The 21,368-nt window shown below is 68.7% G+C and carries 21 protein-coding genes; all 21 read left to right on the top strand.

Translation table 11 applies throughout. From position 1 onward, the window contains the following. Positions 1-102: 102 nt before the first annotated feature. The 21 genes from ACN28A_RS00965 to ACN28A_RS01065 all read left to right on the top strand — a co-directional run bounded on the left by ACN28A_RS00965 (position 103) and on the right by ACN28A_RS01065 (position 21,364). The gene (locus tag ACN28A_RS00965) at positions 103-1,314 is read left to right on the top strand and encodes a phage portal protein family protein (RefSeq protein ID WP_421391635.1); all 1,212 of its coding nucleotides are present in this window, start codon (positions 103-105) and stop codon (positions 1,312-1,314) included. Next, positions 1,314-2,717, top strand: coding sequence for a head maturation protease, ClpP-related (locus ACN28A_RS00970; protein WP_421391492.1), 1,404 nt, complete (start codon positions 1,314-1,316; stop codon positions 2,715-2,717). Before ACN28A_RS00965 ends, ACN28A_RS00970 begins: the two co-directional genes overlap by 1 nt. A gap of 1 nt (position 2,718) precedes the next feature. After that, the gene (locus tag ACN28A_RS00975; RefSeq protein WP_421391493.1) at positions 2,719-3,081 is read left to right on the top strand and encodes a hypothetical protein; all 363 of its coding nucleotides are present in this window, start codon (positions 2,719-2,721) and stop codon (positions 3,079-3,081) included. A gap of 124 nt (positions 3,082-3,205) precedes the next feature. Continuing rightward, positions 3,206-4,138, top strand: coding sequence for a hypothetical protein (locus ACN28A_RS00980; RefSeq protein ID WP_421391495.1), 933 nt, complete (start codon positions 3,206-3,208; stop codon positions 4,136-4,138). 2 nt (positions 4,139-4,140) lie between these two features. Next, positions 4,141-4,641, top strand: coding sequence for a hypothetical protein (locus ACN28A_RS00985; RefSeq protein ID WP_421391496.1), 501 nt, complete (start codon positions 4,141-4,143; stop codon positions 4,639-4,641). A gap of 23 nt (positions 4,642-4,664) precedes the next feature. Further along, positions 4,665-5,603, top strand: coding sequence for a glycosyltransferase family protein (locus ACN28A_RS00990; RefSeq protein ID WP_421391497.1), 939 nt, complete (start codon positions 4,665-4,667; stop codon positions 5,601-5,603). Further along, positions 5,600-6,931 carry an FkbM family methyltransferase gene (locus ACN28A_RS00995; RefSeq protein ID WP_421391498.1) on the top strand — a complete coding sequence of 444 codons (1,332 nt, stop codon included), beginning with the start codon at positions 5,600-5,602 and terminating at the stop codon, positions 6,929-6,931. The genes ACN28A_RS00990 and ACN28A_RS00995 overlap by 4 nt, the downstream gene beginning before the upstream one ends. Further along, complete coding sequence (locus ACN28A_RS01000) at positions 6,928-8,304, top strand: NTP transferase domain-containing protein (RefSeq protein WP_421391500.1); 1,377 nt, start codon at positions 6,928-6,930, stop codon at positions 8,302-8,304. The genes ACN28A_RS00995 and ACN28A_RS01000 overlap by 4 nt, the downstream gene beginning before the upstream one ends. Next, positions 8,292-8,645: a phage tail fiber protein gene (locus ACN28A_RS01005; protein ID WP_421391501.1), complete on the top strand. Its 354-nt coding sequence runs from the start codon at positions 8,292-8,294 to the stop codon at positions 8,643-8,645. Before ACN28A_RS01000 ends, ACN28A_RS01005 begins: the two co-directional genes overlap by 13 nt. A 13-nt stretch (positions 8,646-8,658) precedes the next feature. Then, on the top strand, positions 8,659-9,903 hold the full coding sequence (locus ACN28A_RS01010) for a hypothetical protein (protein WP_421391502.1): 1,245 nt from the start codon (positions 8,659-8,661) through the stop codon (positions 9,901-9,903). 1 nt (position 9,904) lies between these two features. Then, positions 9,905-10,651, top strand: coding sequence for a hypothetical protein (locus ACN28A_RS01015; protein WP_421391503.1), 747 nt, complete (start codon positions 9,905-9,907; stop codon positions 10,649-10,651). Between the two features lie 9 nt (positions 10,652-10,660). Then, complete coding sequence (locus ACN28A_RS01020) at positions 10,661-10,966, top strand: HK97 gp10 family phage protein (protein ID WP_421391505.1); 306 nt, start codon at positions 10,661-10,663, stop codon at positions 10,964-10,966. A 3-nt stretch (positions 10,967-10,969) separates the two neighbouring features. Continuing rightward, positions 10,970-11,359, top strand: a complete 390-nt coding sequence (locus ACN28A_RS01025) for a hypothetical protein (RefSeq protein WP_421391507.1) — start codon at positions 10,970-10,972, stop codon at positions 11,357-11,359. Between the two features lie 514 nt (positions 11,360-11,873). Then, the gene (locus ACN28A_RS01030; protein ID WP_421391637.1) at positions 11,874-12,512 is read left to right on the top strand and encodes an HNH endonuclease; all 639 of its coding nucleotides are present in this window, start codon (positions 11,874-11,876) and stop codon (positions 12,510-12,512) included. A gap of 109 nt (positions 12,513-12,621) precedes the next feature. Continuing rightward, entirely contained in the window at positions 12,622-13,188 is a 567-nt protein-coding gene (locus ACN28A_RS01035; RefSeq protein ID WP_421391508.1) for a hypothetical protein, read from the top strand. A gap of 89 nt (positions 13,189-13,277) precedes the next feature. Continuing rightward, on the top strand, positions 13,278-13,676 hold the full coding sequence (locus ACN28A_RS01040; RefSeq protein ID WP_421391509.1) for a hypothetical protein: 399 nt from the start codon (positions 13,278-13,280) through the stop codon (positions 13,674-13,676). After that, positions 13,669-14,103 carry a hypothetical protein gene (locus ACN28A_RS01045; RefSeq protein WP_421391510.1) on the top strand — a complete coding sequence of 145 codons (435 nt, stop codon included), beginning with the start codon at positions 13,669-13,671 and terminating at the stop codon, positions 14,101-14,103. Before ACN28A_RS01040 ends, ACN28A_RS01045 begins: the two co-directional genes overlap by 8 nt. Positions 14,104-14,168: 65 nt before the next feature. Then, the gene (locus ACN28A_RS01050; RefSeq protein ID WP_421391511.1) at positions 14,169-14,489 is read left to right on the top strand and encodes a hypothetical protein; all 321 of its coding nucleotides are present in this window, start codon (positions 14,169-14,171) and stop codon (positions 14,487-14,489) included. A gap of 18 nt (positions 14,490-14,507) precedes the next feature. Then, positions 14,508-17,855, top strand: coding sequence for a phage tail protein (locus ACN28A_RS01055; RefSeq protein WP_421391512.1), 3,348 nt, complete (start codon positions 14,508-14,510; stop codon positions 17,853-17,855). Positions 17,856-18,239: 384 nt separating this feature from the next. Further along, the gene (locus ACN28A_RS01060; protein WP_421391513.1) at positions 18,240-19,715 is read left to right on the top strand and encodes a carbohydrate binding domain-containing protein; all 1,476 of its coding nucleotides are present in this window, start codon (positions 18,240-18,242) and stop codon (positions 19,713-19,715) included. Continuing rightward, a complete protein-coding gene (locus ACN28A_RS01065; RefSeq protein WP_421391514.1) occupies positions 19,712-21,364 on the top strand; it encodes a hypothetical protein in 1,653 nt (550 codons plus the stop codon). The genes ACN28A_RS01060 and ACN28A_RS01065 overlap by 4 nt, the downstream gene beginning before the upstream one ends. Positions 21,365-21,368: the final 4 nt, after the last annotated feature.

A 21,368-nucleotide genomic window follows, 5' to 3' on the forward strand; every position in this document is an offset into this window, starting at 1 on the left:
CCGACCCGTCCGATCGGCGTCGTCGACTCCCACCAGTACGGCACCCTGGTAGCCGACGTCTACGAGAACATCCCGGACCTGCACTACCCGCTGTCCGTCGAGGTGTACTCGACGATGCGGCGGGACGGCCGGCTCGCCGCCGTCCTCAACGGCTACACGTTGCAGTTGCGGCGGGCGCAGTGGCAGTTGGACGGCGCCGGTTGCCGGCCGGAGGTGGTGCAGCTTGTTGCCGACGGCCTCGGCCTCAACGTGGCGGGGAGGGACAAGCCGACCGGGGCGAAGCGGCACGGCGTCAGTTGGAGTGAGCACCTGCGGGCCGCGCTCGGGCACCTGACGTTCGGCCATTTCGGGTTCGAACTGGTTGCCGAGATCACCGACGGCCGGGCGCGGTTGACGACCCTCGCGGAACGGCTACCGCAGTCGATCGCCGGCATCCACTCCGACCCGAAGACCGGCGCGCTGCTCGGGGTGGACCAGTCGACGATCCGGGGGCCGAAGAACAGTCCGCAGATACCCGCAGGCCGGCTTGCTTGGTACTGCCACGAACGGGAAGGCGCCGCCTGGCAGGGTGTGTCCCTGCTACGGCCGTCGTACGCCGCATGGCTGATCAAACGCGAGATGATCCGTGTCGCCGCCATCAGCAACCGACGCTGGGGTGCTGGCGTGCCGGTCGCCGAAGCACTCGCAGGCACCAACCCAACCCCGGCACAAATGGCCGAGGCCCAGGCAATGATGTCCGCCGCTCGTGCTGGAGACCAGGCCGGGGCCGCCGTGCCGCCCGGTTTCACGGCCAAGATTGTCGGCCTGTCCGGCAGTGTCCCGGACACGCTCGGGTTCATCGAGTGGCTGAACCGGGAGATGGCCAGCAGCGCCCTGATGCCGCATCTTGACCTCGGCCAGGGCGGCAACGGCGGCAGTCGGGCGCTCGGACAGGCATTCCTCGACTCGTGGACTCTCGCGTTGGAGTCGATCGCCGAGAACATCGCCGACACCGCAACCCGCCAGATCGCCGCCCGGATCGTCGAATGGAACTTCGGCGACGACGAACCGGTCCCGACCGTCACCATCTCCGGTGTCGGGTCGCGGCGCGAGGTGACCGCCGAGAGCCTGCAGCTCCTTCTGTCGTCCGGCGCTCTGGCCGCCGATCCGGCACTTGAGGCGTGGGTGCGGCGCGAATACCGGCTACCCGAGCGTGAAACGCCGACGAGCGCTGTCCCGGCCCCACCGCCGGCAGAGTCGCCCCCGACGGCCCGCACCCGACGTGCCCCCAAGACCTCACCAGACCAGCTCGCGCTACCCATCGGAGCCTCGTGATGAACACCAACGACTGGCTGGCGAAGCTTCCATCGCCGCTCGCCTCAGCGAACCCGGACGGGCCGCGCCAGTGGTACCGGATTCAACCCGCCGCGCAGGCTGCGGAGACGGGCAAGTCGGCCGACGAGGTGGACGTGTACGTCTACGGCGTCATCGGCGGTTGGTGGTCCGGCGTAGATGCCGCCACCTTCGTCCGCGAACTCCGGGACATCGACGCGAAGCAGATCAACGTCCACATCAACAGCGTCGGCGGCTCGGTCTACGACGGCAACGCGATCTTCCAGGCGCTCCGGAACCACAAGGCCCGGATCGTTACCTACGTTGACGCGCTCGCCGCCTCCGCCGCCTCCGTCGTCGCGATGGCCGGCGACCACCGGGTTGTCGCACCGTACGCCGAACTGATGGTCCACAAGGCGTGGGGACTCTGTATCGGCAACGACGACGACATGGAGAAGACCCGCGACGACCTTGCCCGGATTTCTCGCACCCTCGCCAAGGTCTACACCAACCGCTCCACCTCGGATGCGACCGTCGATGACTGGCTGGAGGTCATGCGGGCCGAAACGTGGTACGACGCCGACGAGGCAGTCGACGCGGGCCTCATGCACGAGGTGCAGGAAGACGCGGAGAAAACCACCCCTGACAACGGGGACGACGACGCGGCGGCGATGAACCGGTACGTGCTGGAGTTTTTCGGGCTCGCCGACCGGGTCGCACGACAGGCGATGACAAAGACCAAGTCCGCGTCCGACGACACGACGTGGACGACTCCACCTGTCGCTTCCAGCGAGATGTCGACAACCGCCCCGACTGTCGAGAAGGCAGACCCCGAACCCCCGGCCGCCGAGCCGGACCAACCAACCGAACCGAAGGAGGACCCTGTGTCCGACCTGACCGAACTCCGGTCGCGGCTCGGCCTGGCCGACGACGCCGACGAAACCGCCATCGTGGCGGCGCTCGACGCGCTCAAGGCGAAGGCCGAGGAACCGCATGAGCCGACCCCGGACCCGGAGCAGGAGAAGGCGATCAAGGCGCAGGCGGAGGAGAACACCGCCCTGCGCAAGGAAGTCGACCTGCTCAACAGCCGTATGGAAGCCGTCACGAACGAGCTGTCGGCGGCGAAGGCCGAGAAGGCTGCCGCAACCAAGAAGGCCGTCCTCGATGAGGCCGAGAAGCAGGGCAAGTTCCGGCCCGCCGACCGCGCCCAGTGGGAGACCGACTACGACGAGGCGCCGCAGGCCGTCACTCGCATGCTGGCGCGGATTGCGCCCGGCACCGCCGTTCCGGTGACCCCGCACGGCGAGGCGACGGACCCGGACACCAGCGACTCCGACGCCGACTGGGACCGCGAGTTCGCCCGCATCTTCCCGCCCGAGGCCGCTTCGGCGAGCAAGGAGAACTGAGATGGCCGACTACGCCCCGAAGTTCCTGTACGCCGACCAGATCACCTCCACCGCATCGGCGACGATCACCGGCGGTCAGGTGCTCGTCGTGTCCGGCAACGGGACCGTCGGCCCGGCCGGTGATGCCGCCGACATCACCGTTGTTGGTGTCGCCGCGATGGACGCCGCATCCAACGCCAAGGTCAGCTACTTTCCGCGCGGCAAGGTGCACGTCACCACCACCGCCGGTGCCGTCGTCGCCGGTGCCGGTGTGTCGGCCGGCGCGGCCGGGACGGTCGACGACGACGGCGGTTCGGACCCGATCCTCGGCGTGTTCCTGACCACCGCCGGCAGCGGCGAGAAGGCCGAGTGGATGGAGTTCTGACCGTCCGGTCGGACCTTGACACAACCCAACCCGCGCACCCCAACTTCAGGCCCTAGACGCCACGCGTCGGGGCCTTTCGCATGCCCGGGAGACGGGCAACCCTCTTGAGAGGACGTGACACGTAATGCCCGTTGCCTACCCCCCGGCGGCGCCGACCCTGGCCGGTGACCTGCTGACGATCGATCGGCTGCTGAAGTCGCCGACGCTGATCCGGCGTCGGCTTCAGACCCTCGGCGATCTCCGGTTCGTTGCCGACCAGATCCTCACCCAGCGCTTCCGCTCCAGTGGTGGGGCGGTCCTGTACGAGATCTCGGAGCCGATCTTCAACGAGCGGGAGATCGAAGCCGTCGCCCCCGGCAGTGAGTACCCGCGTGACACGCCGGTCCGTGGTGAGGCCGCGACCGCCGCCGTCTCCAAGTGGGGCCAGGCGGTCTTCCTCTCCGACGAGTCGATCAAGCGGAACGTGTTCGGCGGCACGGAGGTTGACCGCAGTCTGCGGAAGGTCGTCAACACTGTCATCCGCAAGGTGGACCGGATCACGATCGCCGCCGTCGCGTCCGCTGTCACCGCCACCCAGCCCGCCCAGGACGGCTGGGAGGGCAACGGGGCGCAGATGCTCCGTGACATCGAACTCGCGAAGGCGGAGATCGCCGACCTGGACATGGGTTACATGCCCGACACGATCATGATGTCGACGCAGAAGTACGCCCTCCTCGTCTCCGACGACAAGATCGCCACCCTGCGGCGGCGGGAGACCAGCGACAACCCCGTCTACTCGGGCCAGATCGAAGTCATCGCAGGCCTCAACGTCGTCACCACCTCGGCCGGGAACCTGCCGACCGACGACGTGTGGATCCTCGACTCCCGGCAGCTCGGCGGCATGGCCGACGAAACCGACGTCGACCCCGGCTACACCGTCGCCGAGATGGGCATCCAGGTCCAGTCGGAGCGGATCGCGAAGCGGGACGGCTGGGACCTGTGGGGCCGCCGCATCACCGTCCCGGTGGTGCAGGAGCCGGGCGCGGCGATCCGGATTACGAACACGGCCGGGTCCTGACCATGACCCAGTATCAGGTGGTGGGCCAGGTCGCCCACGTACGTACCCAGTCGCCGCAGGGTCCGATGACCCGGCTGCTGTACAAGGGGTCGCTGCTGCCGGACGACGTGTCGCCGGAGCAGATCCGGCACCTGCTGTCGGTGAAGCTCATCGCCCCGTTCGGCGGTGTCGGCGGTTCGGACCTGCCCGGTGCCGCGCTTCCCCCGCCGATCGCCGGCCAGGAGTCGGCCGACGACGCGGACACCGACGGCGGGAACACCGACGACAACGGCGGAGGCGGGCCGCAGGGCGGCGGCGGGACGGAAGGGTCCGAGACACCGTTCGACGACCCGGATCGGACCGCCGCCAGGTCGAAGCTGCCCACCGACGGCAGCCTCCCGGACGGTCGGGCCGCCCACGCGGTGTGGGTGGAGGCGGCTGTTGCGCGCGGTTACGCCTACGAGGCCGCCCGGGGCACGGCGAAGCCGGAGCTGATGGACCTCCTTCGCAACCAGCAGCAGTAGGTGCGATGTCGGGGGTGCCGTCCGTGCCCGGCACCCCCGTCCGCCTGGTCGTCCTCGGTAACCCGCGCCTGGAACGGTCCTGGAAGAACTGTCTCGTTCATGCCGCGCTGGGGCTTGGCTGGCATGTGAAGGTGCTACAGGATGACGCCGTCAACGCCGGCCGGGTTGTCGCCGCATGCGAGGGCGCAGACCTGCTGTTGTGGGCGCGCACCCACGGGCACTCCCCGGGCGGGGACGTGGAGTCGATGTGGCGGGCCGTCGAAGCCGGCGGCACGAAGACGGCGGCGGTGCATCTGGACCTGTACTGGGGTGTGCCGCACCGGCAGGCGCAGATCGGCCGGGATCCGTGGTGGCGGGCGCAGCACGCCTTCACCGCCGACGGGAACCCGGAGCACCGCGCTCTGTTCGAGCGGCGCGGGGTCAACCATCACTGGCTGGTGCCGCCGGCCGCCGACCGGTACGCCCACCCGGGCCGGTACCGCACCGAGTTGGCCTGCGATGTGGTGTTCGTCGGCTCGTGCGGGCGAGCACACGATCAGGTGCGGCGGCGAATGCTCGACTGGGCCGCAGACCGGTACGGCAGCCGGTTCCGCTGGCTAGGTCGGGGCGGTCGGGCCGGGATCTGGGGCCAGGATCTCGCCGACCTGTACGCGTCCGCCAAGGTCGTCCTCGGCGACTCGGTACCGAACCCGTACTACTGGTCGGACAGGGTCAGCAACACGCTCGGCATGGGCGGGGTGCTCGTGCATCCCGAGGTGGACGGGCTCGCCGACCAATACGGTGCGGCAGTCGGGACGTGGCCACGCGGCAACCTGACCGCTCTCGGCGACCTTGTTGACGGGCTGCTTGACGACCCGATCCGCCGGTCGTGGATGCGGGGCGCTGGCGCCATGACGGTCCTGGACCGGCATCTGTGGCGGCACCGGCTGCCGGAGATCGTCCGCGTCTGCGGTGTCCGGTGAACGCTCGACTGCTGGTCATCGTTCCGACCCGGGGCAGGCCGCACAACATTACCCGGCTGTGGCAGGCGTGGCGTGCGACGAGCAGCGGAAACGCTGACCTGCTCGTAGCGGTCGACGGCGACCCGACCAACCTTGGCGCCTACGTGGCGACGGGTGCGCCGTGGGTGGTGCACGCCCGGTGGCAGGGCATGATCGGCACCCTCAACCAGCGGGCCGTCGAGCACGCCGACAGCTATGACGCGTTGGCGTTCTGGGGCGACGACCACTGCCCCCGCACTCCCGAATGGGATCGGACGCTGCTGGACGCGCTCGACCGGCACGGCCCGGTCGGGTTCGCCTACGGCAACGACCTGCACCGGAGGGCGGACCTTCCGACCGCCGTGGCGATGACCTCCACCGTTGTGCGGACCCTCGGCTACATGGCCCCACCCACCCTCGGGCATCTCGTCTGCGACCGCTGGTGGCTGACCGTCGGCCGCCGACTTCGCCGCATTACCTACCTGCCCGACACGGTCATCGAGCACCTGCACTACCGGGCCGGCAAAGCGGTCAAAGACGACGGCTACCGGCAGGTGAACTCCCGAGCCCAGTACGAGCGGGACCGGGACGCCTACCGCCGGTACATCAACCGTGGCCACCTTCGCCGAGACGTGCGAGCCCTGCGAGCTGTCGCCGAAGGAGGTCCGGTGCCCGACCAGCCGATTTCAAGCCTGCCGAGCATGTTCGCAAGGCTGGGTATGCCGGTCGCGTGGACTGACGCGTTTCCCGGGCTGCTGTCCGCCGTACAGGTAACGCCGCGCGGGGTGGTGCAGGTCGGTGCCCATCGGGGCGAAGAGGTCGGCTTGTTTCGACAGGTGGGCTTCGAGCCGATCGTGCTGGTGGAGCCGATCCCGCCGCTGGCCGAAGCGTTGCGCAAGATGCCCCGCGTAACCGTGATCGAGGGAGCATGCGCTTCGACTCCCGGCTGGCGCCGCTTCCACATCACCGAGCAAATGAAGTTCTCTTCGCTCTATCGACCCACCCGCAAGTCGGTGGAGGTTTACGCGAAGGTCACAGTGCATCGTCTCGCGGACATCGTCGATGAGCGGGTCAACGTCGCGGTGGTGGATGTGCAGGGCGCCGAACTCGACGTGATTGACGGGGCGCCGCTCGACCAACTGGACCTGATTCTGCTGGAGACCCACACCAAGGTCATGTACGAGGGTGCGCCGCTGCACGACGAGGTGGTTGCCTCGATGCAGGGACGTGGTTGGAGGGTCGTCACCGAGTTCTGGCACGACCCGAAGGGCAAGACCCGCGACGTGGCATTCATCAAGGCGGACCGGTGACCGTCGCGGTCATCATGGCCGCCGGTTCCGGGCAGCGGTGGGCCAACTACGGCGGCACGCCGAAGCACCTCGCTGTCCTTGCCGGGGAGCGCCTACTCGACCGCAGTGTTCGCCTCGCCCGAGCGAACGGCGCCACTCGGGTTGTGGTGCTCGGCCCGGACGACGACCGCTACCGGGTGCCGGGCGCCGAACTCCACACCCCGCCGGTCCTGTCCGACGACACCCCGGGCCTCGGTGCGACGAAGTTCTTCAACACCCGCCCGTACTGGTCGGCGACCGACCGGACAGTGCTCCTGTACGGGGACGTGTGGTTCTCCGACGACGCCATGGCCCGGATCATGGGCGACGAGAGGCGGGAGTGGCTGCACTGGTGCCGGTTTGGGCCGTCCCGATTCACCGGCTGCCGCCACGGCGAATGCTTCGCCGTCACGTTCTGGCCGGAGCACCACGCGTCGTATCTCGCCGCGCTGGAAAGGACCGCCGCCGCGCACGCCGCCGGCACCATCAACCGGTCCGGCGGCTGGGAAGTCGCCCGAGCCATCCACGGCGTCCCCGACGCCCGGCTCCGCAAGCACAGGATGCACCCGCAGTACCAGATCATCGACGACTGGACCGAAGACCTGGACAGCCCCGCCGACTACGACGAGTGGGTGGCCCGGCGCGGCCAGCACACCGACGTCAGCGTCCTCGTCCCCTACCGGGGCGACGGCGGGCATCGGGACCGGGCGTGGGTGTGGCTGCGGAAGTGGTGGGCCGAACAGCACCCCACCTGGCAGGTCGTGTTGGGCAGTTGCCCGTCCGGGCCGTGGATGAAAGCCCACGCCGTCAACGACGCCCTCACCCGCGCCGATGGAGACATCCTCGTCGTCGCCGACGCCGACGTGTGGTGCGACGGGCTCACGCTGGCCGTGGACGCGGTTCGGGCCGGTGCGCCGTGGGCGGTACCGCACGGTCTCGTCCACCGGCTGTCGGAGCAGGCGACCGCTGCCGTCGTGGCCGGTGCGACTCCCGGGCCACGACTCGGCGGCTACGCCCAGCGTCCATACCAGGGCTACGAGGGCGGCGGCATTGTTGTTCTTACCCGCCACGCCTACCAGCGGGTGCCGCTCGACCCCCGATTCGCCGGCTGGGGCGGCGAAGACGAGGCGTGGGCGCTCGCCCTCGGCACTGTTCTCGGCCGCCGCTGGCGGGGAACCGCACCACTGTGGCACGCCTGGCATGAGCCGCAGAAGCGCCTCAACCGGCACGTCGGCAGCCAACCGTCCCAAGCCCTGCTGGTCCGCTACCAGTACGCGGCCAAAGACGGCAAGCGGGCCATGCGGAAGCTGCTGGCCGAGATCGTCGAGGAAGGAGCCGGAACGTGGCGCTCGTAGAGGCTGCTCTCAACCCTGCCGTGGACGCGGTCACCGGCCTGGCCGCCTACATGTCGCTGCACTCCGGCAACCCCGGCTCCAACGGCGCCAACGAACTGTCCGGCGGCAGTCCGGCGTACGCCCGGCAGCAGTTGTCGTGGGCGGCGGCAGATGACGGCGAGGCGGCGATCACCGGTACGGAGACGTTCAACGTGCCGGCCGGCTCGACGGTCGCGTACATCGGCTTGTGGACGGCCGTCACTGGCGGCACGTTCCTCGGCGCCGACGAGCTGGCGTCGTCTGAGACGTACACGGGACAGGGTGTGTACGAGGTGACCGCCGCAACCCTGACCGCCACCTGACCCGGGGCCGGTCGTGCCGCTGATCGACACGCTTACCGACGACTTCGAAGCCACCTCGGTCGACACCGTCAAGTGGCCAGGAAACTACGGCGGGATCTCGCAGACCGGCGGCCGGGGTCGGGTCGACTGCGCGGTCGCCTACTGGTCGGGGTGGAAGAGTGCCGCCGCCTACACCCTGACCGGGTCGGTATGCGGCGGCCGGTTCTGGCCACCGGCGTCGGCTGGGGCGACGACCACCGCCTACATGTCAATCTTCGTCACGACGACGACTGCCGGCACCGATGCGGGGTTCAATATCGATGTCCAGTCGGGGTTCATGGGCATCCTGCTGCGGGTGGGGTTCTCCGACAGTGCACCCGTCTTCGTCGCCTACAGCCCGACGGATCACGCGTGGCTGCGGGTACGGGAGGACGGCGGCAGCCTGCTGTGGGAGGCGTCCCCGGACGGAGACGCGTGGACAACCCTCCGGTCCGCGACCACCCCGGCGTGGGCGTCTGATCCCGACCTGGCGCTGCTCATCGAGTGCAAACGAATCGACGGGTCGGACAACTACGGCGAGATCGACAACATCAACCTGTACGCGACAGCACCCGAGGAGCACTCCGGGACTGCCGCCTACGGGCTGGCCGTCGACCCGGCCGGGTCTGGCCGCAAAACCACCTCAGGTGATGCCGCGACCGGCCTCGTTGCCACGGTCGGCGCGGGCGGACGGAAGCACACGAGCGGTGTTGCCGTTGTCGGCCTCACACCTGCCGTCGGCGGATCAGGTGCCAAACAGACGTCCGGGGCTGCCGACGTCGGTGTGACTGTCGCCCCGGTGGTGTCGGGCCGGAAGCAGACCGACGGCGGGTTCGCCACCGGCCTGATCCTCGGTCCGGCTGCGACAGGTCGGAAACGCGCCGTCGGGACCACGACCGCGAGCCTCGCAATCGCACCCAACGTGGTCGGGCGCCGGAAGGGCCGCGCGACCGTAGCGGCCGGGTTGGTGGTCGACCCGGCCACGGTCGGCCGGAAACGCGGTATCGCCGCCGACACGATCGGGTTCGGTGTTGCACTCGCCGCGACCGGCCGGACCCGCCGGACCGGTGTCTTCGCCGCCACTACCACCCTCGCTGTCGGGGTGACGTCCACGCGGCAGGTCATCCCCGGCACCCACACGCCGGGCAGCAGCCGGCCCGCCCTGACCGTCGGTGGTGACCGTCCCGCGCTCACCCCGGGCAGCACCGGGCCCGCATTGACCGCCGGCATCAGGGGGTGACGTGGCCAGCGACGTATCTGTCGGCGACATCGAAGCCCCGTACCTGGACGTGCGTCCGGCGGACGGCGGCACCACCGGTGTCCTGACCGTCACCGCCCCCGACGACACCACCACCGAACCTGCCGTCACGGCGGGCACCCCGTCCGACGGGGCGGTGCGACTCACCGCCAGCCCGGTCACGTTCACCCAGCCGGGTCGGTGGCTGCTCCGCTGGACGGTAACCGGCCTCGGCGCTGGGGCCGAAGACGCCACCGTGTACGTGGTGCCGTCACCGACGGCCGGCGGCCCGACGTGGTGGCCCGGCCGGAGTCGGGTCGCGAACTACGTGCCGCAGCGAACCCTAGTCCGCTCCCCGGCCAGCTACACCGAGTCCGGCGACACCTACGAGCTGACGTTCGACTCCACCACGCGGCCGACCGGGGTGGCCGTCGACCGGCTGATCGCCGACGGCGCCGCATGGGTGTCCACCCGGCTCACCCGGCCACTCCACGACAGCCTCCACGACGCCGCATCGGTGTGTGTCGCCCTGTACGCGGCGGCAGCGGTGGAGCGGGGCTGGCCGCACGACGACAACAGCTTGCAGCGGGCCACCGACCTTGAACGGCGTCTCGACCAGATGCTCGCCGACCTGGTGGGCGCGAACGACGACGCGTCCGGCGACGAAGACCCAGACGTGCCGCAAACCCACCTGTCCCCCGTCTACTCGTTCCCCGCGCCGGTTCCGTGGGGCGACGAGCATTTTCTGTAGGAGGCTGGCGTGGCGGTCAAGGTGCGCTTCAAAGCCGACCGGGCAGGCATCAACAACCTAGTCCGCTCCGACATGCTCCGGCGTGAATGTGAGCGGCGGGCCGAACTGGTCCGCTGGACCGCGCAGCAGATCGCACCCGTCCGCACTGGCCGCTACCGGGCGTCGATGACCGTCACCTCCGGCACCCGCACCCGAGGCGCCTACGCCCGCGTGACCGCGAACGCCCCTTACTCGGTGTATGTCGAGTTCGGGAATCGGCTCGGGGCGCCCCGGCAGCGGGTCATGCTCCGGGCGCTACAGGCAGCGCGAGGCTGACCGGTGTACGCCGACGTTGAGACGTTCCTCGCCGCCTGGCTAGGTGCCGCACTGGACATCAAGACGTGGGCTGATCCGGACCGTGACCCGGGCTGGCGGTATGAGGCGCCGCTCGCTCACATCCTGCGCGCACCAGGCGAAGGCGACGGGGCGTTGACGCTCGATTCGGCGCTGGTCGACATCGACGTATACGCGGTGAACGCCGACAACGCCCGCACGACCGCCGAGCGGATCCGGAAGGCGATCCGGGTCACCCTGCCCGGTCACACAACCTCGAACGGGGTGTCGGTGCAGGGCACGCAGACGACGATGGCGCCGATCTGGACACCGGACCCGAAGGTCAAACGCCGCTCCGCTACCTACCGGATCTTTCTGCACAACCCGGGCCTATGAGCGCCATTCAAAATGGCACCGAACCGGCCGGGTCGATAGAATCGAACACATAAACGAATAGCGCCCGACAGGCACTCGCGATGCCTGCCGGGCCGCCGACTACCTGACCTAACCAGGAGCCGACATGGACGACGGTACCACCACCACCACCGCATGCCTTGACTGCGGCGCCACGATCACCCGCAGGGTCGTCGGGCGAGGCAACCCGAAGCTCTACTGCGAGGATTGCGCGGCTACCCGTCGGAGGGACAGCACTCGCCGATACCACCAGCGCAAGCGCGCGCAGTGCCGTTCGGCACCGCAAGAACTGTTTTGCCGAGGCTGCGACGTCTCGCTGCGGAGGAACGAACACGGCAGGCAGCGCGAGGTTTGCGACGAATGCCGAAAGGCCGGGGCGCGGGAGTACCAACGGCAGTTGCGGGCGGCCAACCCTAGACCCGAGCGTGTCTTTCACTGCGAGATGTGTGGCGGGCAGATTGAGCGCAGGGGTAGGTCGGGCCTGCCCCGGTTTTGCATGACCTGCACTCCTGTAGCGCGCCGTGTTGCGGGGCGTCGCAATGACGCCAAGAGGCGGGAACGTCGAACCTGGCTTCGACACAACTCTCCGGACCAATTCGCTACGCAGTGCGACCGATGCGCCTCGCCGCTTAAGCGACCACGACGCCGATCCGAACGGCCCGCCCTGTGCTACCAGTGTTACCACGACGATGTCCACGCTCGCCTCCGAGCGGCGACACCCAGTAGGGCAAACACGACTTGCGTCGACTGCCGAGCATCGATTTCGCAGAAGCGGAAGGGTCCGGTTGCGCTTCGCTGCGCAGGGTGCGCAGCGAAGCAGTTGCGGTTGCGATGGAAGGTGTACGGGCGGAAGCATTGGCACATTCGACGCGCTCGTAAGCTGAGTCGACCCGTTGAGAAATTCAGCGCATCCGAAATTTTTGAGCGCGACGGGTGGCGGTGCGGAATCTGTGGCGCGAAGATTCGGCGTTCTCTAGCGCACCCGCATCCGATGAGCGTAAGCCTTGATCACAAGGTGCCGCTGTCTAAAGGCGGCGCTCATACGAGAGCAAACTGTCAGGCTGCCCATCTCCGATGCAATCTACGCAAGAAGGACGCAGTTGCTCCGGCGGGTGAGCAAATCCCGCTGTTCTAGTACCTAGCCCTACTCGGAGGCCCCTGTCACTGGCAGGGGCCTCCGGCGTTCCCGAACCCGTTACCCGGCGCGACCGCCGGGCCCTCGCCATGCGCAAAGGAGACTGACCGTGGCGGTCGACATCACCCTGATCAGGGCCTATACGAACGGATTGGTCGCGTGTAGCGACTTCGGCGTGAGCAACCTGGTGCTCCCAACGAACGGCACCACCCCGCTCTCCGGAGACTTCAACGAGGTTGGCGCTCTTTCCGAGGACGGAGTTACCGAGGCTACGTCGCAAGACCGGACTGACGTCTTCATCTGGCAGGGCAACGCACTTGCCCGCCGCATTCCCGGTCAATTCGTCAAAACTTGGACATTTGCGGCAGCGGAGACCAGCCTCGTGACACTGGGGGTCCAATTCGCGGGCTCGACCATCACGCAGACCGCCGAAGGCGTCACAATCGCCGAGAAGCCGCCCGCAACCGATATCCGTAACTGGGTGCTCCACGGCATCGACGGCACCCGCGCGCAGCGAATCGTTGTTCCGCTCGGAGAAGTCACCGAACGTGGCGACGTGGTCTGGTCGGCCGGCGGGATCACCGTGTATGAATGGACCCTCTCGGGTTACCTTGACGACGCGGATAACGTCGCTTATCGATACTACGTCGACGAATCCTTGGCCTCCGGCTCGTAGCCCACAAGCGGCGTCGGCGGGAGTTCCGTGCGGGTTGGCCCGCCGACGCCTACCCCAACCCGCGCAACAACCCGCAAGGAGCAACCCGCATGGCACGACTGCAAGTGCTGTACCTACCCGACCGGCAGTTCGGTCCGGAGGAGTTCGAGCGCCGCTTCGCCCTGGTCCTCGACGAACTCGACGGGCCACTGTCCGGCGACGAGCGTGTCGAACTCGACGCGTTCGTGCAGGAAATTGGCGCGGCTGGCGTGTACGGCACCACTCGCACCATCGACTGCGCCCAGGGCGACGACGGCGAGGTGGAGGAGATCGCTGCCCGGCTTCGCGAGCTGGTCGACGAGCGGATCGGAGAGACGGTGCAGGCGACGCTCGCCCAGCAGAAGCCGCCCGCCGAGCCGAAGCCGAAGGTGACCCGGACGTGGGGCACCGTCGATCGGGATCCTCGGGAGAGCATCCCCGGGTGGACGCCGGAGGCTGTCAATGGCTGACGTCGCCGATGAGTTCGACCTCGATGCCGCGTACGCCGAAGAGGTTCGGCCGCCGTTCCGCTTTCGCTGGGCCGGCGTCGCTTGGGAACTGCCGCACCTCGGCGACATGGACTGGCGTGCCGTGTCCCTCGCCGACGAGATGGACATCAATGCGATCAAGGAGCTGTTCCAACTCGCGTTCCCGCCCGAACGGGCTGAGGAGTGGGAGAAGGTTCGGCAGCCGACCCCGGCGATGATCCAACTGTTTCAGCGGTGGCTGGCGCACTCCGGGATGAAGCCGGGGGAAACGCAGGGCTCCGAGGACTCCTCCGAGAACACGGAGCCTGCATCGAAGCGGACCTCTCGCAGTACCACCGGATCCGGCTCTCGCGGGCGCTCTTCGGCCGCCCGGAAGACCGGCTCAGCGCGCGTCACCTCCTCGGCCTGATCCACCGTCTGCCGCGCGAGTCGGCGTTGATGCGGAAGCTCCGAGGTGCCGCCGCCGACTGGACGTTGACCGAGGTGCTGCTCGCCCGGCTCGATCACCGGCTGGCGGGAGCGAACTGGCAGCGAGGCGGAGGCAAGGGCGCCAAGCCGAAGTCGATCGAAATCCCCGGTGTGGGTGCCAAGCCGGCGAAGTCGCGGGCCGAGCGGGGCGAAGAAGCCGCGCAGAGGTTGCGGAACCTGGGGCTGATCTCGGCAACACCGGGACGCCGCCCCGGACCGCTCCCGGGTCCGACACCACCTGGTCGACCACCGCCCGCCGCCGAATTTCAGCGGGCGTTGGAAGACGAACTCCTTGCCCGCGAAATGCGGCTGGCGAACGAATCCTGACGGTCGGGGGAGGTCGCGTTGACCTCCCCCATCGTCGTCGGTGAAGTCGCCGTAGAAGTCTCAGCCTCGGCCCGGGGGTTGGCGAAGCAGCTCCGCGACTCGGTGGTCAAGGAGTTCAAGGGTGCCGGGATCGACAAGGCGCTGACTGACGCCCTGTCGAAGCGGAAAATCAAGGTTCCGGTTGAACCTGTCGTTGACGACCGGACCGCGCCGACCAGTCAGACGCCGAGCGCCCCTCGGACGTCACGGGCTCCGCGCACCCAGGCGCCGGACCCGGACCCATTGCTCCGCGCATTCCAGCAGGACGTTCAGCGGCAGCTACGCGCCCTCGCGCGCCAAGCCGTCAAAATTCCGGTTGAGCCGGACACCGACGAGCTTCGGCAGGGCATCTCTGACGCCCTCGCCGAGGTGCGCCGGACCGCGAAGGCGGAAATCCCGGTCGAGCCTGCCGGCCGGCAAGAGTACGAGCGGAACCTCCGCACGCTGCTCGTCCAAGTCTCGGAGCGGGTACGCCTGTCCCTGCCCGCACCGGAGATCAAGCCACCGAAGCCGGTCAAGGTGCCGGTTGAGGTTGAGCCGCTGACGAACGCCTTCCAGCAGGATGTGCGCCGCCAAGTCGCCACGCTGGCCCGTTCGGTGCAGGCGAACATCCCGGTCACCGCCGACACCGACGGGCTACGTCGTCGTCTCGGTGCGCAACTGGCCGAGATCCAACGGCAATCGCGGCTGACGGTGCCGACGGAGCCGGGCGCCCGGCAGGCGTACGAGGCGCGGTTGCGGGCGATGCTCGCCTCGGTACAGCGGTCACTGCCGCCAATCCGGCAGGACGTACGCGTCAACGTCGATCGGTCGTCGTTGCGCAGCACCACCGCCACCCTGTCGAGACTCGGCAAAACGGCTGGCGGACTCGTCAAAGTAGCTAGCGCGCTCGGTGCGATCGGCGGCGCGGTTGCGGCAGGAGCCACCGCATTGGCGGGTCTGGCGTCGGTCGCTGGTGGGGCGATTCAACTGCTGGCCGGGTTGGCGGCGGCGGCGGTCGCCGCATCCGGGGCGCTGCTCGCCCTGCCCGGCGGGCTGTCGATCGCCGCCGTCGGCGTCGGCACACTGGCCCTTGCGGCCGCAGGCATGTCTGATGCGTTCAAGGCGGCAGCGGAAGACGGCGCGAACCTCAACGAGGTGGTCAAAGACCTAGCCCCGTCGGCGCAGCAGTTGGTGCGACAGGTTGTCGCGCTGCGGCCAGCGTGGGAGGCAATGCAACGCGCCGTCCAGCAGTCGTTGTTCGCCAAGGTGGCCAACGACCTGCACCGGCTGTCGAGGTTGACGCTGCCGACGTTGCGGGCCGGGTTCGTCGACGTCGCCGGGGTCCTCAACACCCAACTCCGGGACGCCCTGGCCGAACTGTCGACGGCGAACACCCGCATCCGGCTGGCCGAGATCTTCGAGAACGCGAAGGGTGCGATCGACAACCTGACCGTTGCCGTCCGTCCCCTCATCCGGGCGCTCGCGGACGTCACAGCGGTTGGCGCCGGGATTATCCGGGAGCAGACGACCGGGCTGGGTCGTCTGATTGCCGACGTGTCTGCCCGGCTGTCGGAGATGGCGGAGTCCGGCGAACTACGGACCCTGATCCTCGACGGACTTGAGGCGATCCGGCAGTTCGGTGCCGCCGCCGCCGACGTGCTCGGAATCGTCAAGGGCATCTTCGCCGCCGCCCCCGTCGGCGGTGGCCTGTTTGCCCTACTTGACCAGCTCAACACGCTGGTCAACTCAGTGCAGGGGCAGTCGGCACTGTCCACCTTGTTCACGAACCTTGCCGAGGTCGGTCGGGCGCTCACCCCCGTACTGCTCGCGGTCGCGCAGGCCCTCGGCCCGGTGTCGGCGGCTATCGCGGACATCGCTGTGGCGTTCGCGCCCACACTCGTCACGCTGGTGCAGTCCCTCGGCACCGCCCTAGCATCACTGGCGCCCGGGTTCATCGCCCTGTCCCCGCTCGTTGATGCCCTATCCCGTGGTCTGCAACCACTCGCGGACATCCTCGTCGACCTTGTCGTCGGCGCCGCACCAGGGCTGACCGCGTTCGTGGACGGATTGGTTGTCGGGTTGCGGGCGTTGGCTCCGGCAGCACAGCCGGTCGGTGAGGCGTTGGGCGCGCTCGGCCGGGCGCTCGCACCGCTGCTACCCGTCCTCGGCACCCAACTCGCGAACGTGTTGACGGTCGCCGCCGGCCTTATCGCGGTCGTCGGCACCGAACTGACTCCGCTGATCGAGTTATTCAGCTCGCTCGCGACGACGATGGCGCAGGCGTTGCTGCCAGTCCTCTCCCAGCTTGCCCAGCAACTGCTGCCGATCCTGGCGCAAGCCGGCGTGCAGATCGCGGAGGCGTTCGCACCGCTGATCCCGGTCATCGCCCAAGTGGCGGTGATCCTCGCCCAACAGCTCGCCGCCGCCCTGCCAACGATCATCGAAACCGTACGGCAGCTAGTGCCGATCCTCGTATCGCTTGCCACCACCCTCGGTCAAACGCTCTTGAGCGCCCTCGTGCAACTGCTGCCGCATCTACCGTCGCTGATCCAAAGCGGTATCCTGCTCGCCGTCGCGTTCGTGCAACTACTGGCGGCCGTGTACCCGATCCTGCCGTCACTGATCCAACTCGCGACGCTAGTAGCGCAGGCTGCCATCAGTTCCGGTGTCCTCCGGTCCGCGATCATCGTGATGACGGTGGCGATCGTCGCCGCCACAAACACAGTTCGTCTCATTGTCGGTGCGATCAACCTGCTAAGGGCGCCACTAGACGCCGCAGCAGCAGCGGCAGGCAGGATGGGCGCCGCGATCCGAGCCGGGGCCGCCGCCGCGCAGAACGCGGTCAGGGCACTGCCGGGGCAGATCCGCTCCGCGATCGGTGACACAGGCAGAATCCTGTACAACGCGGGCCGGAACGTCATTGACGGCCTAATCAACGGCATCCGCTCGAAGTTCGGCCCGCTGGCGGGGGCCATGGGTCAAGCGGCCCAACTCGTCAAGGACTACTGGCCGTTCAGTCCGGCCAAGCGGGGCCCACTGTCGGGACGGGGGAACCCTTACTACTCGGGCCAGTCCATCGTCAAATTGTTGGCCGGAGGTGTCCGCAGCAGCCTGCCAGATGCCACCGCAGCCGCAGCCGATCTCGCTACCGCATTCACCCTTGACCACTACCCGATCTCGGCCTCCCTCGCCGTCCCTGACCCCGTCGTTGACACTCGTTCCCCCGACTCGGCGGTGTTGGCATCTGCGATCAAGTCCGCACTCCAGGGCGTCACCGTGCAGATGGACGGTCGCACCGTCGGCTACCTGACAGGTCGGGACGCCGGAATCCTGGCAAGGAGTTGAGGTGTCATGGCTGTCGACCTGCGGTTCGTTGACTCGATATCCGCATCCGCCGACACCCGCCTCGATTTGCGGGTTGCCCCACTGCGTGTGCACGCCGACACGACATTTGGCATGCCAGAGTTGCGCCGATCGGCAGTAAGCACGCTACTGACGGACGGCGAGCGGTATCCGGCAGCGGCGTACAACAACCGGATCATCACGTTGGTGGTTGTGGTTCTCGACGCCGATGCTGATGAGACCGCCGCTGCCCTGCAACTGCTCTACCGTGAGCTGGATCGGCCGCAGAACGTCCTCCGGTTCCAGCCCGGGACTACCGCACCGGTTTTCTTCCGCACCTTCCGGGGGGGACCGTCTGCGGTGGTGTGGGATGCGACACGGCGGATAGTGACCGCTCAAATCCCGGCCGAGCCGTTCGCGGTCGGGCTGCCGGAGTCGAGCGGCGCGCTGACGGTCTACAACGACCCCGGCCTGCCAGGGCCGGACCTGAACGCCAACCCGTACTTCGAAACCAACGCAAGTTCGTGGACTGGTGTCGGCGGGACGGTCGCCCGGTCCACCGCTCAGTTCCATGAGGGAGCGGCGAGCCTGCTGCTGACCCCGGACGGGGTCACCGCGACGGTGGAGGCCCGGTCGGAGATAGTGCCGGTCGCGGTCGGCCAGCGGTACCGGGCGAGCGCGTGGGTTCGGTGCTCGTCCGCCCGCAACATCACCCTGGCCCTAGTGTGGCTCACCGCACTCGGCACTACCAACGGTTCCGCGCCGACAAGTACGGTCGCCGTCAGCGCCAACACCTGGACTTTGATCGAGTTCGAGCGCAGCGCGCCCGACCTCCCCGGGATCACGACCCAGGCCCGGATCGCGATCAGCCTGTCCAGCACCCCACCAGCCGGGCACACCACATGGATCGACGAGGCCCGACTCCGGCTCGTCGGCGCTGGCGGCGGCATGTACGCCGACCTGCCCGACATCCTCGGCGACGTCGAAACGCCGCTGCGGGTCACGATCCCGCAGGGCGGCACCCTGCTCGACACCAACCAGATGAGCCTGATGGCGGTCCGCCGCCGGGGTACCCCGGCCGGGGCTCCGGTGCTGTTGCAGGCGGAGTGGCTGACGCAGGGCGGCGGGACCACGGTCCAGACCAACTCCAGCGACGCGTCGGGGCCGGGCGGCAACTACAGCCGGTGCACCTTCGCGTCGGTGGACCCGCGTCTGAGCAGCGACGTGTGGCCGCTGATGGACACCCCGGACGTGCGCGGCCGGTACCGGGTCTTGGCCCGCATCCGCACCACGGTCGCGACCGACGTCATCTACGCCACGATCAGGTGGGGGCTGAACGCGTACATCGGCGGGCTGGCGGAGACGTCGGTCGGCTGGGACGGCACCGCCGGGTCGACCGCGTGGCGAATCGTCGACCTCGGCCTGATTTCGTTCCCGTCGGGCGCCGACCCGGGCGTGGACGGGCTCACAGGGGTGCCGCTGCCGGCTCGGGGCCAGTTCCTCCGCCTTGACGCCCGCCGGCAGAGTGGCAGCGGCAACCTCGACATCGACTACCTGCTGTTCGTGCCCGCCGATGACCGGCTGCTCGTGGTCGAGTGGAACGACATCGAGAACAGCAGTGGCGGCGACGTCGTCATCGACTCCACCACCGAGACGGTGTACGGCATCCGTGACGGGGTGGTGTACGGCGGGGGCATCCCCCCGGCGATCACCGGATGGATGTACGCCTCCCCGGGCACCCCGAACCGGCTGTACTGGCTGCGGAGCGTCGGGCCGTTGTCGTTGGACGACATCACCAACCAGACGTCGTTGACCGTCGAGTACCTGCCGCGTTACCTCTATGTACGTCCGGTGGCGTCGTGAGCCTGACCCTGCCGCTGGCGGTGCGGCTCGCCACGTCGGCCGGGGACGTACACATCACCCGCCGACTGCACGACCTGTCGTTTCGGATCACTGCCCCGGGCGGCTTTGCCAGCATCACTATGAGCCTGCACGAGCCGATCACCAACCAGCCCGACTGGTTGCAGTACTACGCCCGCGCGTATGTCTACGACCAGCGCACCGGCGCGGTGTTGTGCGAGGGCCGGCTGGAGGATCCCGGCAGGTCGGCGGGCCCGGACGGGCAGATCTGGGATCTCGTCGCGGTCGGCCCGGCCGCGCACGCCAAGGACCGCAACGTGCCGCTGATCTACGTCGACCGGCAGATCGAGCAGACGGCGTGGCGTCAGGCGGACCTCACCGGATCGCAGTCCAAGGGCAGCGTCGGCACCGGAGACGGGACCTCCAACGCGACCACGATGCGGTTGCAGTGGGACTCCGGCCAGTCGGTGCAGCCCAACCACGTGCTGACGGCCCGGTACAGCCGGCTGGTCGACACCGGCCAGTGGGTGGCCAGGGCGGGCACCTCCCACATCGAGGGCGTCGCGTCCTCGGTGCTCAAGGTCGAGATGGTGTCCCGCCGTCTCAACGGCTACGTCGGCACCGGCTCCGACGCGACGCTGGAATCCGACAACTGGGCCACCAGCTCGCAGTCTCTGCTACAGCGGTACGGGGACGAGCACACCGACCGTTTCAACGCGGTTGATTTGCGGCTGCGTCAGGGGAACGCCAGCGCGGTGACCTCGGGCGCGACGTACTACACCAACCTCACCAACACCCACGTCCTCGGCTCGCGCTACCTCAAGACCGGTGCCGAGAAGACCAGCGGCTACGTGACCAGCACCGTGCTGGCCTCCGACGTGGTGGAGGATCTCCTCGGCCGGCTGCTGCCCCTCTACGACGGCACCACCGCCCGCGTTGACGCCACCTCGCACACGATCGAGCAGCTCGCCTACCCCGACGGCATCGATCCGGCCGGGGTCCTCGATGACCTGATGCGCCTCGAACCGGCGTACCTGTGGGAGGCGCTGGAGTCGAACTCGGCCGGCAAGCACCGCTTCAACTGGCGAGCCTGGCCGACCGACGTCCGGTACGAGGCCGACGTGTCGGACGCCGGCTACGACGCGCCCGGCTCGGCGGACGGGCTCTACAACGCGGTCACGGTCCGCTGGCGGGACATTGACGGCGCCTCCCGCACGACCCGGGTCACCCAGGATGTTCCCGCGCTGACCGCCGCCGGGCTGACGCGGGAACCGAAGCCGATCGACCTCGGGGATGAGACCGGGTCGGTGGCGGACGCGACCCGGGTCGGGCAGCAGTTTCTGGCCGAGCATCGGGCGGCCCCGAACGCCGGCCGGCTCCGCCTGGCGCGGCCGGTGCTGGACCTCGACGCGGGCGTCCGGGTGATGCCGTGGGAGGTCCGGCCCGGCTACCTGATCCGGGTGCGTGGGGTGCTGCCCAGACCGGACGCGCTCAACGCGACGACCAGGGACGGCGTCACCGTTTTCAAGATCGCATCGACGGAGTTTCGGGCCAGCGACGCCACCGCGACGTTGGAACTCGACTCGTACGCCCCGTCGACCGCGAGGGCGCTCGCCGACCTGCTCAACCGGCCCGTAACCCGCCGCCGCTAGCGAT

Source organism: Plantactinospora sp. WMMB782 (genome assembly GCF_049179135.1).
In the GTDB taxonomy this organism is placed as follows: Bacteria; Actinomycetota; Actinomycetes; order Mycobacteriales; family Micromonosporaceae; genus Plantactinospora.